The sequence below is a fragment of the Pseudomarimonas arenosa genome (assembly GCF_014841215.1).
Taxonomy (GTDB): Bacteria; Pseudomonadota; Gammaproteobacteria; order Xanthomonadales; family Xanthomonadaceae; genus Pseudomarimonas; species Pseudomarimonas arenosa.
Genome location: NZ_JACYTR010000013.1, coordinates 45,390 through 60,206 on the forward strand (window position 1 = coordinate 45,390; position 14,817 = coordinate 60,206).

At 65.9% G+C, this 14,817-nt stretch carries 14 protein-coding genes; 10 read left to right on the forward strand and 4 right to left on the reverse strand.

The window, feature by feature from the left end; all coding sequences use genetic code 11:
* The first annotated feature begins 5 nt into the window (after positions 1-5).
* From IFO71_RS08770 to IFO71_RS08800, 7 genes are all read left to right on the forward strand, one after another.
* Entirely contained in the window at positions 6-1,433 is a 1,428-nt protein-coding gene (locus tag IFO71_RS08770; protein WP_192029254.1) for a sensor histidine kinase, read from the forward strand.
* Positions 1,420-2,784 carry a sigma-54-dependent transcriptional regulator gene (locus tag IFO71_RS08775; RefSeq protein ID WP_192029255.1) on the forward strand — a complete coding sequence of 455 codons (1,365 nt, stop codon included), beginning with the start codon at positions 1,420-1,422 and terminating at the stop codon, positions 2,782-2,784. The genes IFO71_RS08770 and IFO71_RS08775 overlap by 14 nt, the downstream gene beginning before the upstream one ends.
* A gap of 360 nt (positions 2,785-3,144) precedes the next feature.
* Positions 3,145-3,708 (forward strand): hypothetical protein, encoded by a 564-nt coding sequence (locus IFO71_RS08780; RefSeq protein WP_192029256.1) that lies wholly within the window; start codon positions 3,145-3,147, stop codon positions 3,706-3,708.
* Between the two features lie 117 nt (positions 3,709-3,825).
* A complete protein-coding gene (gene arfB / locus IFO71_RS08785) occupies positions 3,826-4,251 on the forward strand; it encodes an alternative ribosome rescue aminoacyl-tRNA hydrolase ArfB (RefSeq protein WP_192029257.1) in 426 nt (141 codons plus the stop codon).
* Positions 4,251-4,856, forward strand: a complete 606-nt coding sequence (locus tag IFO71_RS08790) for a 1-acyl-sn-glycerol-3-phosphate acyltransferase (RefSeq protein ID WP_192029258.1) — start codon at positions 4,251-4,253, stop codon at positions 4,854-4,856. The genes arfB and IFO71_RS08790 overlap by 1 nt, the downstream gene beginning before the upstream one ends.
* Positions 4,857-4,982: 126 nt before the next feature.
* The gene (locus tag IFO71_RS08795; protein WP_192029259.1) at positions 4,983-5,366 is read left to right on the forward strand and encodes a response regulator; all 384 of its coding nucleotides are present in this window, start codon (positions 4,983-4,985) and stop codon (positions 5,364-5,366) included.
* Positions 5,363-7,009, forward strand: a complete 1,647-nt coding sequence (locus IFO71_RS08800) for a diguanylate cyclase (RefSeq protein ID WP_192029260.1) — start codon at positions 5,363-5,365, stop codon at positions 7,007-7,009. Before IFO71_RS08795 ends, IFO71_RS08800 begins: the two co-directional genes overlap by 4 nt.
* 51 nt (positions 7,010-7,060) lie before the next feature.
* On the opposite strand, the gene bioH is transcribed toward IFO71_RS08800, so the two are convergent.
* Genes bioH through bioB form a run of 3 tightly spaced genes read right to left on the reverse strand, consistent with a single transcriptional unit; the run spans position 7,061 to position 10,076 of the window.
* Positions 7,061-7,822 carry a pimeloyl-ACP methyl ester esterase BioH gene (bioH, locus tag IFO71_RS08805; protein ID WP_192029307.1) on the reverse strand — a complete coding sequence of 254 codons (762 nt, stop codon included), beginning with the start codon at positions 7,820-7,822 and terminating at the stop codon, positions 7,061-7,063.
* 2 nt (positions 7,823-7,824) lie between these two features.
* Entirely contained in the window at positions 7,825-9,015 is a 1,191-nt protein-coding gene (gene bioF / locus IFO71_RS08810) for an 8-amino-7-oxononanoate synthase (RefSeq protein WP_192029261.1), read from the reverse strand.
* 44 nt (positions 9,016-9,059) lie between these two features.
* Positions 9,060-10,076 carry a biotin synthase BioB gene (gene bioB, locus IFO71_RS08815; protein ID WP_192029262.1) on the reverse strand — a complete coding sequence of 339 codons (1,017 nt, stop codon included), beginning with the start codon at positions 10,074-10,076 and terminating at the stop codon, positions 9,060-9,062.
* 83 nt (positions 10,077-10,159) lie between these two features.
* Here bioB and IFO71_RS08820 point away from each other — a divergent pair, with 83 nt between their 5' ends.
* Complete coding sequence (locus IFO71_RS08820) at positions 10,160-10,891, forward strand: ComF family protein (protein ID WP_192029263.1); 732 nt, start codon at positions 10,160-10,162, stop codon at positions 10,889-10,891.
* Positions 10,892-10,901: 10 nt separating this feature from the next.
* On the opposite strand, the gene IFO71_RS08825 is transcribed toward IFO71_RS08820, so the two are convergent.
* Positions 10,902-11,645, reverse strand: a complete 744-nt coding sequence (locus IFO71_RS08825) for a M48 family metalloprotease (protein WP_192029264.1) — start codon at positions 11,643-11,645, stop codon at positions 10,902-10,904.
* A 228-nt stretch (positions 11,646-11,873) separates the two neighbouring features.
* Here IFO71_RS08825 and IFO71_RS08830 point away from each other — a divergent pair, with 228 nt between their 5' ends.
* Positions 11,874-14,297: a serine/threonine-protein kinase gene (locus tag IFO71_RS08830; protein WP_192029265.1), complete on the forward strand. Its 2,424-nt coding sequence runs from the start codon at positions 11,874-11,876 to the stop codon at positions 14,295-14,297.
* Positions 14,294-14,803, forward strand: a complete 510-nt coding sequence (locus IFO71_RS08835; protein WP_192029266.1) for an ECF-type sigma factor — start codon at positions 14,294-14,296, stop codon at positions 14,801-14,803. Before IFO71_RS08830 ends, IFO71_RS08835 begins: the two co-directional genes overlap by 4 nt.
* The last annotated feature ends 14 nt before the right edge of the window (positions 14,804-14,817 follow it).

Sequence of the window (14,817 nt, forward strand, 5' to 3'; positions counted from 1 at the left end):
GCCCCATGTCTCTTTCGCTGCGACTTACTCTGGCCCTTGCCGCCCTGATCGTCGGCCTGGCCCTGGCCGCCCTGCTCGGCCTGCGCGCACTGACCGCGGATCTGCGCCAGGCCTTGGGCCAGACGGTCACCGAAGTCAGCCATTCGCTGGTCACCGTGCTCGATTTTGATCAGCGCGAGGAGCAGCGCGTCATTGAGCGCCCGGAGGCCGGTGCCGGCCAGGAATCGACCCTGCAGCGAGAAATGCGGGTGGTGGTCAATGGCCGCGAACTGAACGCCGAGGAGATTGCCGCGATGAAGGCCGAGGGCCGCCTGCTGACACCCGAACTGCAGCACTTCAGCTTCCAACCGGGCGAAGACGAACCGGGCAAGGTACATGTCGAGTTCAAGCGCGCGCTGAATTCCGATGACGCGGCGCTGTGGCTGCATCGGGCCGATGGCGGCGCCCTGGCGATCCCCATTTCGGGATCGCCCACCGAAGCGGCGGTCGAGCGCTTCAGTCGTCATCTGTGGCTGGGATTTGTCGCCTTTCTGCTGGTCGGCATCGGACTGGCCGCGCTGATTGCGCGGCGCGTCACCGCACCGCTGCGGCAGTTGGCAGCGGCCGCCGAGCGGGTCGGACATGGTGCCCTGGGCGAGCAACTCGCTGCGCAAGGCCCAAGCGAGGTCCAGCGCAGCATCGAAGCCTTCAATCGGATGAGTCGTGACCTGGCCCAGCTGCAGCAGCAGCAGGAGCGCCGTCGCGACCAGCGCGAGCTGGCCGAACTGGGTGAAATCGGCCGCGGTCTGGCGCACTCATTGCGCAATCCCCTGCACGCACTAGGCCTGAGCCTCGATGCCTTGCGCCAGCAGGTGGGTGATGATCAACAAGGCGAGCGGCTCGGCGCGCAGGGTCGCGAACAGCTGGCCAGGATCGATCAGGCGCTGCGCGGTTTCCTGGCACTGTCGGCCAGCACCGATGCCCAGCCCGAATCGGTGCGGGTGGGGGAGATCATCGACGATGTGTTGCTGGAAGCCAGCCAGCGCGCCCAGGGCCGGGTGCAGTGGCGTCGCGACGTTGACGACTGCCAGCTGCGTGCGGTGGCGGTTGAAGTGCGCATCATGCTGCAAGCCCTGGTGGTGAACGCACTCGAGGCCAGCCCCGACGGCGCCACGGTCAGCATTCGGGCCGGCCGGCAGGGCCAGTCGGTGCTGATCGAGGTTGACGATGAGGGCCCTGGCCTTAACGAATCGATTCGCCAGCGTCTGTTTCAGCCGCATGTCAGCAGCAAGCCCAGTGGTGCCGGCATGGGCCTGTTTCTGGCTGAACGCCTGGCGCGGCGGCGCTATCGCGGCGAGATTCAGCTGCTGAGCCGCGAGGGCCGGGGCATTCGCGCCCAGCTGCGGCTGCACGATCGGCAGGCGGATCAGGAGCCCTTGCATGCGCCAGAGTGAGACGCGCGGTCGCCTGCTGCTGGTTGAGGATGATCCGGCGCAACGCGAGTTGGTAGGCAATATTCTGCGCGGCGTCGGCTTCGCGCTGAGTCAGGCGGAAAGCCAGTCACAGGCGCTGGAGACCTTGGACCAGCCCGATCTGGTCGGCGTGCTGTCGGACTATCGGCTGGCCGAAGGCGATGGCCTGGCGCTGTTGCAGGAGGTCAGACAAAGGCGCCCGGAGCTCAGCTTCATTCTGATGACCGCGTACGGCAGCATTCAACATGCCGTTCAAGCGGTGCGCGCTGGCGCCGACGACTATCTGACCAAACCGTTTGAACGTCAGGCCTTGCTGCTGACCCTGGACAAGGCGCTGCGCACACGCGACCTGCGCGAGGAAAATCGTCGACTGAACGATGCGTTAGGCGAGCGCGAGCGACTGGTCGATTTGATCGGCCGCGCACCGGCCATGCAGCGTCTGTACCGACAGATCGAGCGCTTGGCAGTCACCGATGCCACGGTGCTGATCGGCGGCGAATCGGGCACGGGCAAGGAACTGGTAGCGCGGGCCCTGCACAAGCTGTCACGACGCAATGAGCGGCCGTTTGTGGCGGTGAACTGCGCGGCCATCCCGGAAGGCCTGGTGGAAGCGGAGTTCTTCGGCGCCGAGAAAGGCGCCTACACCGGGGCGCAGGCAGCGCGTCGAGGGCACTTCGAAAACGCCGATGGCGGCACGCTGTTCCTCGATGAGATCGGCGAGCTGCCGCTGTCGCTGCAGCCCAAACTGCTGCGTGCCTTGCAGGAGAGCAGAATCAGCCGGGTCGGCTCATCACGCGAAGTCGAGGTCGATGTGCGAGTGCTGGCTGCCAGCAATCGCGATCTTGCGCAGGAGGTGCGCGAAGGTCGCTTCCGCGAGGATCTGTACTGGCGGCTCAATGTGGTCAGTCTGCAGCTGCCGCCGCTGCGCGAACGCCGCGAAGACATACCGCTACTGGTCGAGCATCTGGCCGCGCGCGCTGCCCGACAACATGGACTTCCACCGACGCTGTTTCCCAAGCACGTGCTGCGGGCGCTGATCGATCGTCCCTGGAGCGGCAATGTGCGTGAACTGGCCAACAGCGTCGAACGCCTGCTGCTGCTGGCTGAGGACGGCGAGCCACGGATCGAGGACCTGCCCGACGGCCCCAGACGCAGCGCCAGCCCCGAGTTCCTGCTGCCGCCTGAAGGACTGGACTGGGAAACCCTGGAGCGCTCCCTGCTGAGCCAGGCCTTGCAGCAGGCGCAGGGGCAGAAGAAGCGCGCCGCCCAGCTGCTCGGCCTGCCTTACAAGGCGTTTCTGTATCGGGTGGAAAAATACGGCCTGGACTCCTGAGCTGAGCAGGCACTGGCAGCCGGCTGAAGCCGCAATCCCGATTTCGGGACCGCAATCCCCAATTCGGTATGGGTGCCTGAGCTCATACCTGCCTGGCGCTTCGAGACCATGCCTTCGGCGCCCGCAAGGATCCGCCGCCTGCCCGTGGAATGCTGCGCAAGCCATTGAATTATGAGGCGAAACTGGACGATCGCTGAGCCTGCCTGCCGACCACAGCACGCCTTGGCACGGCTTCTGCAATTACATCCTCGGGCAAGCCAGGCAGGGGCCGACAGGATCCCGGCCTCTGCCTGCAAGCCAACGCTCGGGGCGCAGATTTGCCCCATGTCACAGCAACATTCAAACGGAGTGAGTGAAGACATGATCAACCGCAACCTTAACACCCTGTTCAACGGACCACTGCTGCTCGGCGTCTTGCTCGGCGCCGGCGCCCTGCTGTCGGCGCCCAGCCAGGCTTCGGACGTCGCCAATGTGCGGATCATCAATGCCAGCGGCGAAGAAGCGGTCGAGATCGATCTCGATCAGCTGGCAGTGGGCGAAAGTCGGCAGCTGACCTCCAGCTCGGGCAAGCCGGCCATCGTGACCCGCACCGAGAGCGGGCTCAGCGTCGAAGTCGCCGGCAAGACCACCGAAGTCAGTCTGGCCAGCCCCGGCCATGCCGGCGTATGGCACGCCGATGCCGGCGACGGCAAGGTCAAGATCATCGAGCTCGACGATGAAAGCCTGCATGAAGGCGCCGATGGCGAACGCCACGAGCGCAAGGTGGTGATCATGCACAAGGGCGGCGAAGATGCCCGCCTGAGTGAAGATGAAATCGCCGTCTTGATCGCCGATGCCGAGCAGGACATCGACGACAGCGTCGAAGTCGGCAAGGACAAGGTGATCGTCACCCGCAAGGTGATCAAACACGAGCAGCACGACTGATCCAAGCCGCTGCCCGCTGGACAACGCCCGCAATCGCGGGCGTTGTTGTTTGCGCGGCGCCACATGCGTTTCGCCAATTGCCAGATAAAATGCGGAGTCGACGTCACTTTCCGCATCATGCTCAAGATTACCCCCTCGATCAGCATTCCCGACCACGAGTTGCAGGAGCGCTTTGTGCGCGCCAGCGGTCCTGGGGGCCAGAACGTGAACAAGGTTGCCACCGCCGTGGAGCTGCGCTTCGACGTCGCCGGCTCCGACGCGCTGCCGCCCGGGCTGAGGCAGCGCCTGCTGCAGAAGGCTGATCGGCGGATGACCGAAGACGGCGTGATGGTGATTCTGGCGCAGCGCTTTCGCACTCAGGAGCGCAATCGCCAGGATGCCCGCGAGCGCCTGCAGCGCGCCCTGTTGAGCGTATTGCAGCCGCCCAAACCACGGGTTGCCACCAAACCAACCCGAGCCTCGAAAGAGCGTCGCCTGCTCAGCAAGCGCGAGCGCGCCTCGATCAAGCGCGAGCGTGCGGCGCGCAGCTGGGACAAAGATTGATGGGCGGCGTGGTCGAACAGGCGCTGCCGGCCGGTGCCCCGCAGCGCCATGGCTGGCTGGTGCGCGGCTTTGGCCGGATGGTGTTGGCCCTCGGCGGCTGGCGCGTGGTCGGCAGCTTCCCCGACCAGCCCAAGCTGGTCATGCTGGCGGTACCGCACACCTCGGCCTGGGACGGCATCTGGGGCCTGGCGGCCAAGCTGGCGCTCGGCGTGGATATCCGCTTTCTGGCCAAGGCCGAGCTGTTTCGTGGACTCAATCGTTTCTGGCTGGGGCCGATCCTGCGCTGGTTTGGCGCGGTGCCGGCCGATCGCCATGCCGCCACCGGCCTGGTCGGCCAGACCGTCGACCTGCTGCACTCGCGACCGGTGATGTGGGTGACGCTGGCGCCGGAAGGCACCCGCAAGCCAGGCAAACCCTGGCGCAGCGGCTTTTGGCATATTGCACGCCAGGCCGACGTGCCGGTGTTCTGCGCCTGGTTCGATTACCCCAGTCGACGCATCGGCCTGGGCGACTGCATCCACATGAGCGACGATTGCGAAGCCGACATTGCCCGCTTGCGCGAATACTATCGGCCTTACCGCGGCAAGCATCGCGGAGTGAACTGATCGACCTTGCATGGTGGAGCCCGGCGAAGCTCTCGCTCCGCCTGGCGCTCTGGTTCTGTCGGCGCAACCTCATGAAATATCCAGGTTGGGGTAAAGTGAGGTCTCCCCAGCCCCAGAGAATTCAGCATGGCCGAACTGCAGCATGTGCTCTGTGTCGAGGATGAACCCGACATCCGAACCGTGGCGCAAATCGCCCTGGAAACGGTTGGCGGTTTGCGCACCAGCTTCTGTCCTTCGGGGGTGGAAGCGCTGGAAACCGCGCGCAGCTGCCGGCCCGACCTGATCGTGCTCGATGTGATGATGCCGGGGCTGGATGGGCCGGGCGCGCTGAAGCAATTGCGCAGTGATCCGCAGACGCGCGAAATCCCGGTGGTGTTCATGACTGCCAAGGTGCAGCCCAACGAGGTCGACGAGCTGAAATCCTTGGGTGCGCTGGACGTGGTCGCCAAGCCTTTCGACCCGATGAAACTGGCCCAGCAACTGCGCGAGATCTGGGCCCGCCGCTCGTGAACGAACAACGCGCCGCCCAGGCGCTGGCGCAGCTTGAGGCTCTGAAGCGCGACTACAAGGTCCGTACGCGGGCGGTGGTGGAATCCCTGGCGGTGCGGCTGCAACAAAGCGCCGATGAAGATGTGTTGGCCGAGGTCGAGTCACAGCTGCACAAGCTGGCCGGCTCGGGTGGCAGCTTTGGCTACACCGAGTTGAGTCGGGCCGCGCGCCAGTTGGAACTGAAAGTTCGCGGCCTGCGCAACGCCGCTGATGTCTCGACCGCTTTCGATGCCGATGGCCTGGCCGAGCAGATCGCCGACCTGGGCCAGCATCTGGGCACACCGGGAGATCCGCTGAGCGGCCCGCGGCTCAGCAGCAGGCGCGCAACGCAGGACAACTTTGTCGTGCTGCTCGAGCCCAACCAGAGCGAGGCGGAGCGGCTGGCCGCCACCCTGCTGCAATTCGGTCACGATGTGCGCGTCAAGAGCAGTCTCGACGAGCTGGCCGCGGAGGTAGGCAATCAGCCCCCCGAGGCACTGATCATCGACCTCGACTGCGAAGGCGGAGGCCAGGACAGCATTCGCCGAATTTTCGATCGCGTGCAGACCCTGCGCGACGACGGCGATCTCTCACAGAGCGTCGTCTTCTATCTCTCCACCGATGATTCCACCGAGCTGCGGCTATCCGCCGCGCGCGCCGCGGCCAGCGGCTTGTTCGTCAAACCGATCGATCCGATGGCCATCGTCGACCGGCTCGAACTGGCCCGACAGCACCGTGCCGCGCCACGCTTCAAGGTGCTGGTGGTGGACGATGACATCCTGCTGGCACGTCATCATGCGACCATCCTTGAAGCGGGCGGATTCGACGTCGAGGTGGTGGAGAACCCCTATGCCACGCTGGATGTGATGGCGCGCTTCCGCCCCGATCTGGTTCTGCTCGACATCTACATGCCGGGCTGCTCGGGCACCGAGCTGGCGCGCGTGATACGCATGCATGAAGACTGGCTGGCAACGCCGATCGTTTACCTGTCAGCAGAAACCGATGTCGATCTGCAGCTCACCGCGACCAGCGAGGGCGCCGACGACTTTCTGACCAAGCCAATCAGCGATGGACACCTGGTGGCGGCTGCACGCAATCGCTGCGAGCGCGCCTATCAGATGTCGATGCTGATCAACCGCGACAGTCTGACCGGCCTGTTAAAGCACGCCCGAATCAAGGAGGAACTGATCAACGAGGTCAGTCGTTCGCGGCGCAGCAGGTTACCGCTGTCGGTGGTGATGGCTGATATCGATCACTTCAAGAAGGTCAATGACACCTACGGTCACCCCGCTGGCGACCAGGTGATTCGCGCCCTGGGCAATCTGATGCGGCAACGGGTGCGGGCCAGCGATCGAATTGGACGTTATGGAGGCGAGGAGTTCATGCTGGTGCTGCCCAACTGCCGGGCTGACTCAGCGCAGCAGCTTGCCGACGACATCCGTCAGCGCTTCAAGGCGTTGCAGTTTGCCGCCAAGAATCAGCAGTTCAGCGTGACCTTGAGCGCCGGCATCGCCTGCAGCGAAGAGGTGGCCGACGCCACCGCCCTGATCGCCGTGGCCGACGAGGCCCTGTATCGAGCCAAACAGAACGGCCGCGATCGCAGTGAGATTGGCACGGCACCGTAGGATTCGGCCTGGCTGCCAGGCGCAAGAACCTGGGCGTTGCGGCGCAGTCTACTATCTGCAGCTCGGCTGGAAGCCGTAGATCAACGCCGCCACCTCATCGGCATGGCTGAGAAAGGGTGCATGTCCGCCTGACTCGATGCGTGCATAGGCACCGCCACAGAGTTCGGCCGCCTGCTGCATGCCCTGCCAGGGCACCAGCCGATCGCGACGGCCAGCCAGCCACAGACTGGGCAGGTTCAAGGTCGACAGACCAGCGCGACAATCGCCCTGTTCGAGCAGGCTCAGCCCACTGCTGAGGATCGCCGGATCCGGCTCACCGCGGTCGAAAACGTGGGCACGCAGTTCACGCAGGTCAGCGCGCATCTGGTCCGAACCATGAGCTTCCAGGGCGATGAAGCGGTCGATGGTGGCCGCGTAGTCAGCGGCCAGATCGCGGGCAAATTGACGGAACACTTCGGCCTCGACCGCATGCGGCCAGTGTTCGCGACGCACGAAGCACGGCGAACCGCAGAGCACGATCAAGCCCTGCAGACGTTCGGGGCGCAGAAGCGCCGCTTCGATCGCCAACAGACCGCCCAGTGACCAACCCAGCCAGGGCGCACAGGGCAGCGCATCGAGCAATTGATCGATGACCTGGGTGCGGTCCAGCGCCAGACTCAGCGCACGGCTGTGGCCGTGCCCAGGCAGATCAACCAGATGCAGCTCAAAGTGCTGCTGCAGGCGTTGGCTCAGCGGCCTGAAGATGCCGCCATGCATGGCCCAACCGTGCAGCATCACCAAGGGCGGCCCCTTGCCCACCACGTCGACATGCAAGGTCACTCACGCGCCTCCCGCTCCTGGCCGAGCACGGTGTGCAGCGCCTGCAACAAGCGATCGACGTCATCCTCAGTGTGTCGGGCCGACAGGGCGATTCGCAGCCTGGCCTGGCCCGCCGGCACGGTCGGCGGCCGAATCGCCCCGACCCAGATGCCCTGTTCAGCCAGGGCCGCCGCAACGCGCATGCAGCGCGCGTCGTCGCCCAGCAGCAGCGGCTGTATCGCTGTGCGGCTCGGCAGCAGAGGCAGCCCAAGCTCGGCCGCAGCGCCGACAAACCGATCGACCATCGCATGCAGCTGAGCGCGTCGCTGTGCTCCCTCATCGCTGGCGATGATGCGCAGAGCGGCGCGCGCCGCCGCGGCGAGCGGCGCCGGCAGAGCGGTGGCAAACAGATACGGTCGTGCTGACTGCAGAATCGCCTCGATCCACTCCTGCTGGCCGGCGACCACGCCGCCGTAGGCACCGAAGGCCTTACCCAGAGTCACCAGCTGCAACGGCAGTTGATCTTGAACACCCAATTCCGCCGCCGTGCCGCGACCACATGCACCCAGCACACCGGCGCCGTGCGCATCATCGACATACAACAAGACCGATTCGCGCTGACACAGGGCAGTCAGCTCCTGGAGTGGCGCAAGGTCACCATCCATGCTGAACACCCCATCGGTGGCCAGCAAGGCCGGGCGCTCGGCGGACTGCAGCTGACGTTCGGCAGCCGCCACGTCGGCATGCGGATAACGCCGCAACAGGGCGCCGGACAACTTGGCTCCGTCCAACAGGCAGGCGTGGTTCAGCTTGTCCTGAACACAGAGGTCCGCCGGTGACAGCAGCCCCTGCAGCACACCAAGATTGGCCAGATAGCCCGAACCGAACAATAGCGCGGCCGGCTGGCCCAACCATTCGGCGACTTCCCGCTCCAGCGCGGCATGCTCAGGTCCGTGACCGAGAATCAGATGGGCCGAGCGCGCGCCAACACCCTGAGTCTCGATCGCCCGCGCAGCCGCCGCCTTTAGCGCCGGATGATCGGCCAGACCGAGATAATCATTGTCTGCCAAGCCCAGATACTCGCGCCCTTCGACCACCACCCGGGCGCCAGGCTGCGGCTCGGCCAGGCGCAGTCGGCGCAGCCGCGACTGCTGGGCGCGCTCGCTTTGTTGCAGCTGGTGGCGTTGGACTAGCGAAGGGCGCGGCATGTCGGCGGTTGCCCGTCTCCCCCGCCAGGGGGAGGGGCTTCACATCAGGCGGCCTGCGAGGACTCGCACTCGATCGACACATGCACGCTGCCGTCATGGCCGCTCGGCTGCACCGCCATCGGGCGCAATCCAAGGCGGGCGAACAGGGCCTGATCGCGCTCGGTATCCGGGTTGCCGGTGGTCAGCAACTTCTCGCCATAGAAGATCGAATTGGCGCCGGCGCTGAAGCACAGCGCCTGCAATTCATCACTCATGGTTTCGCGCCCGGCCGACAACCGCACCATCGATGCCGGCATCAGCAGACGGGCCACCGCAATGGTGCGCACGAATTCGAAGGCGTCGAGTTCGGCAGTACCGTGCAGCGGGGTGCCCTCCACCTGAACCAGCCGATTGATCGGCACCGACTGCGGATGCTCGGCCAGATTGGCCAGGGTCTGCAGCAAACCGGCGCGCTGCTCGCGACTCTCACCCATGCCGACGATGCCGCCGCAACAGGTCTTCATTCCAGCCTTGCGCACGTTATCCAAGGTATCGAGGCGATCCTGATAGCCGCGGGTGTGGATCACCTCGTTGTAATACTCCGGTGCGGTGTCGAGATTGTGGTTGTAGTAGTCGAGCCCGGCGCCTTTCAGTGTGCAGGCCTGATCCTCGCTCAGCATGCCCAGAGTGGCACAGGTTTCCATGCCCAGCGCGCGCACTGCGCTGACCATTTCGGCGACCTGGGCAACATCCTTGTCCTTCGGACTGCGCCAGGCTGCGCCCATGCAGAAGCGCGTGGCGCCGGCGTCCTTGGCGGTCTGCGCCCTCTTAACCACTTCTTCAACCGAGAGTAGTTTGTGTGCCTTGAGACCGGTGTTGAAGCGGGCCGATTGCGGGCAATAGCCGCAATCCTCCGGGCAGCCGCCGGTCTTGATCGACAACAGGGTCGAGACCTGCACTTCGGCCGGGTCGAAATGCTGGCGATGCGCGCTCTGCGCCCGGAACAGCAATTCCGGCAGGGGCAAATCGAACAGCGCGACAACCTCTTCGCGACTCCAATCGTGACGCAGTGCTTGACTCATGACTATCCTTGGCTTTCTCACCGGCGTATGGCGCCGGCAACGCGTGGGCGAGCAGTCTGGGAAGCCAGGCGGAGACTGTCAACTTGAGCCAATCCATACCCTGGCGTGCGGTCCTGGGGCAAGGCCTGAATCTGCTGCTGCCGCGGCGCTGCCTGGCCTGTGGCATGAACAGCCCGGCCGAGCAGGCCTTCTGCCCACCCTGCCTCACCGAGTTGCCCTGGCTGGGCCGCGCCTGTCAGCGCTGCGCCCTGCCCTTGCCGGCCGCCGAGCCCAGCGCACTGTGCGGCCGCTGCCTGCGCCGAACACCGCCGCAGCGCAGCGCCCTGGCGCTCTTTCTCTATGCCGACCCGATCGATCGACTGCTGGCACGGCTGAAGTTTTCCGCCGATCTCGCCGCCGGCGCCGGGTTGGCCACGCAGCTGCAGGCGCTGCTCGATCAGCGCCTGTCGCCGACAGACCTCGACCTGCTGCTGCCGCTGCCTCTGCATGCACAGCGGTGGCGCGAGCGCGGCTACAACCAGAGCGCCGAACTGCTGCGCGGCTGCGCGTCGGCCTGGCGCGCGCGGCTGGCGCCGGAGCTGCTGACCCGCAACCGGGCCAGCGCCCCGCAATCCGACCTCAATGCCGGTCAACGCCGACGCAACGTGCGCGGCGTGTTCAGCGCCAGCGAGCGGGTCGCTGGACGCCGGGTGTTGCTGGTCGACGACGTCATCACTACCGGTTCCACCCTGAGTGAGGCAACCCGCACCCTGCTCGCCGCGGGTGCCGCCGAGGTGCACTGGCTGGCGCTGGCCCGAGCGCCGAGCCGACGCTGAGCCGGTGCGATCAGACCGCTCGCCGCAGGCGCTCGGCGCGCTTCTTCGGATCGGGATGAGTGCTCAGCCAGGCCGCCTTGGCGTCCGATAGACGGGCCAGCTTGTCCAGCGCTGATACCGAGGCCGGCCGGCTGAACTTGCGCCGCCCCATAAAGGCCAGGCCATAGTCATCGGCCTGCTTCTCATTGCCCTGCGAGTGCTGGGCGGTGATCACCTTGACGATCAGATCGCCCAGCGCGCTGTCGGCCAGACGCGCCACCCTGTCATTGCCGGAGGCGACGGCCGCGTCCTGTGCCGCGCTGGCGGTGAGCGCGGTCTGCAGCCGCTTGCGCTGGTGCTGATGCGCCACATGGCCGATTTCGTGGCCGATGACGAAGCGCAGTTCGTCATCATCCATCATGTCCATCAGGCCGGAGTACAGGCGCACGCTGCCATCCGGCGTGACATGGGCATTGATGTCCTGGGTCAGATAGACCTTGTAGTTCAGCGCCAGCCCCTGATCTTCGTCGAGACCCCGGGTCACGGCCAGCAAGCGCTTGGCATAGGGGTCGGAGAACGGTGCGATACGCGCGCGCTGATCGTAGTAGCTCGCCATCTGTGCACCGTACTGCCGTACCTGCTCGTCACTCAGGGTGGCGGCCTTCAAGGCCTTGGCGCCGGCGCCGAACAGGCCGCCCAGGCTACGCTCGCCGGCCACGGCGAGACCCGACACCGCCAGGCTGCCGCCGGCCATCAAGAACTGTCTGCGATCCATCGTTTTGCTCCAATTGCATAAGGGGTAGCGGAACGCCGCTCGAACGGAGGGCGCACCACAGTGAGTTACGTAATTTCGTTGGATAATTGATCAGGCGGGCCAGCCCGAGGGTGGACGCCGACCCAGGCGTGGGCTACTGAGAGTCACCCGCAGGTGTTCAGCCGCCTGCGCTGTTCATCAACCACTGTTTTCGCCAACCTGTCATCGCCGAGCCGGAGACACCTACGCTTGCAGATCGAGACCGAACGTCACGCCCTACGTCTGTTCCGTCAGCTGCTCGATCTGGATCACGAGGCCGAACCGGCCTTCTGGGCCGAGCTTGAGCGCCAGCCGAGCGCGGTGGCGGCGCGAGTGCGCAGCCTGCTGCGTGGCCATGCCAACGCCACCGATCGACTCGGCCGCATGGTCACCGACGATGTCGAATCGGCGCCGCGGCCGGCGCAGCTCGGACGCTTCCGGCTGCTGCGTGACCTCGGTCGCGGCGGCATGGGTCAGGTCGCCGAGGCCGAGTGTGACCACCAGGACTTTCAGCAGCGGGTGGCACTGAAGTGGGTGCGAGAGGCACAGCTTGACGCCGCCGCCCGCGAGCGCTTTCAGTTCGAACGCCATGTGCTGGCCCAGCTCAGTCATCCGCACATCGCCCAGCTGATCGACGGTGGGCGCAGCGCCGACGGCGTGCTGTGGTATGCCATGGAGCTGGTGCAAGGCCAGGATCTGCTCAGCCACTGCCAGTCCGCTGCGCTCGACCTGCGACACCGGGTGAAACTGCTGGTGGAGCTGTGCGAAGCAGTGGCGCATGCGCATCGGCACTCCATCCTGCATCGCGATATCAAGCCTGGCAATGTGCTGGTCACCGCCGAAGGCAAGCTCAAGCTGATCGATTTCGGCATTGCCAAGGCGCTGGACTTCGATAGCGGGCTGACCGTCGACAGCGCTCCGATGACCCCGCGCTACGCGGCACCGGAACAACGCGCCGGTGAGCGGCCGACCACCGGAACCGACCTCTGGCAGATTGGCGCACTGGCGCATGAACTGCTTACTGGGCGGCCGCCGCAGGTACATGACGACGGCGAAGCGCAGCGCGCCAGCGACACCCTCGACCCAAGCGAGAGTGCCGACGACGGCCGTCTGCCGCTGCCAGCCAAGGCGCTGCGGCGCGCCCTGCAGGGCGATCTCGACGCCATCCTGCGCCGTGCCCTGCGGCGCCAGCCCGATGATCGCTATGCCAGCGCCGACGCACTGCGCGCCGACCTGGCTGACTGGCTGGCCGGTCGCGCCATCGCCCTGCGCCGGCATGAGCGCTGGTACCTGCTGCGGCGCTTTGCCCGCAGACATCACTGGGCCTTGGGCTTCGCCGCACTGGCCATTCTGGGGCTGGTCGGCGGCGGCACCCTGGCCCTGCTGTTCGCCCAACGCGCCAGTCAGCAGGCCGAGATCGCCGAGCGCAGCAGTGCCCTGCTATCGGAAATGTTCGTTGGCAATTACAACGCGCCCAATCTGGCCAGCATGACCCTGGGTGAGTTCTTCAGCCACGCCATCGACACTGCCATTGCCGATCAGCAACTGCCGGCCGAGCATCGCTATGAATTGCTCTACGACCTGTATCCGCGGGCGCTGGAGATGCGCGCGTTCGCCGCCGCTGAGCGTGCCGCGCGGGAACTGCTGGTTTTGGGTCCACAGGCTGGCGGCGCGCTGTCTTTGCACAGCGCGATTGCGCATGACATGGTGGCCGGCGTGCTGCCGTTCAGTCGGGGCTACGCCGCGATCGCGGAGATCGAGCAGCATGTCGATGCCGCCGAGCGGATCTATCAACAGCTGGGCCTGACTGACAACCCGGAGTACGGCACCACTCATTTGCGCGTGCGACTGCGGCTGGCGGAGTTGCGCGGCGATGCGCCGCAGTTGATCGCACTGGCTCGACAGGGCCAGAACGACGGCCGTCATCTGCGCATTGGCCTGCGCCTGAACATGCGCCCCTGGCTGGTGCGCGGATTGCTGCTCGACGGCCAATACGCCGCTGCAGCAGCTGCAGCCAAGCAGTTGCTGGCCGATGCCGAAGCCGCAGCGATCGATACCCCAAGCCTGAACAATATGCTCGACTGGCTGCGCAGCCTGCACTGCGAAGCGCAGGCCCAGGCCGCACCGGCAGCGGCGCTTGGCACCTGCCAAGCCTTGCTGGATCGCCTGCAAGCCGAAGGTCGATGGCAGACCCGCAATGCGCTTGATGCATTGACTGCCATCGCCAGCGCCGAAGCGGCCCTGGGCCGGCATCAACTGGCGCTGGCCAATCTGGATCGCGCCGACGCCCTGCGCAATGTGATCGAGGGCACGGCCAGCACTTCGCGCGAACGACAGCTGGCCAAGGCAGCACGCGCACGGTCGCTGCTGGTCGTGGGCGAGGCCAGCGCGGCGACGGCGCTGTTCGAGGACGCCCTGCAGCAGTTGTTGCTGCATCTGCCCGAACACCACCCTCAGGCCCTGCGCCTGCGTATCGAGCTGATCGAGGCACTGCTTCAGTCTGCTGACCATAACAAGGCGTTGCTTTGGATGCACGAGCGGCTCGAGACAGAGCACCTGGCGCCGGACTGGCGTCGGCGCTGGCAACGGATCGTCAAGCAGCTGGCGGCACGGCGACCGAGGCCAGACGCATGACCACGCCACAGGACCTGGCACTGTTCGAACAGATCTATGGCGAGCTGAAGCGGCGGGCACGGGCCCTGCGCCGCTCGCATCCCAGCCACACCCTGGACACCACTGCCCTGGTGCACGAGTCGTTTCTGAAGCTGATCGAGTCACGCACCCAGATCCACGACCGCACCCATCTGTTTCGCACCGCCGCCTTGGCGATGCGGCAGATCCTGATCGATGCCCTGCGCGAGCGACAGGCGGAAAAGCGCGGCGGCAATCTGCAGCGGGTCGAGCTGTCCGATATCGAACTGCCGCAGGACGACCCGGCCTTCGGTTTCAACCGGGTGTCGCAGTCGCTCGATCGCTTACGCGAGGTCGATCCGCGCCTGGCCGATGTATTTCTGTTGCGTGCCTTCGCGGGACTCAACTTCGAGGACATCGGCGAGCTGACCGATGTGTCGCGGGCCACCGCGCAGCGCGACTTCGAGGCAGCCCGCGCCTATCTGCTCAGCACGGTGGAGCCCGATTGACCGACATCGCTGCC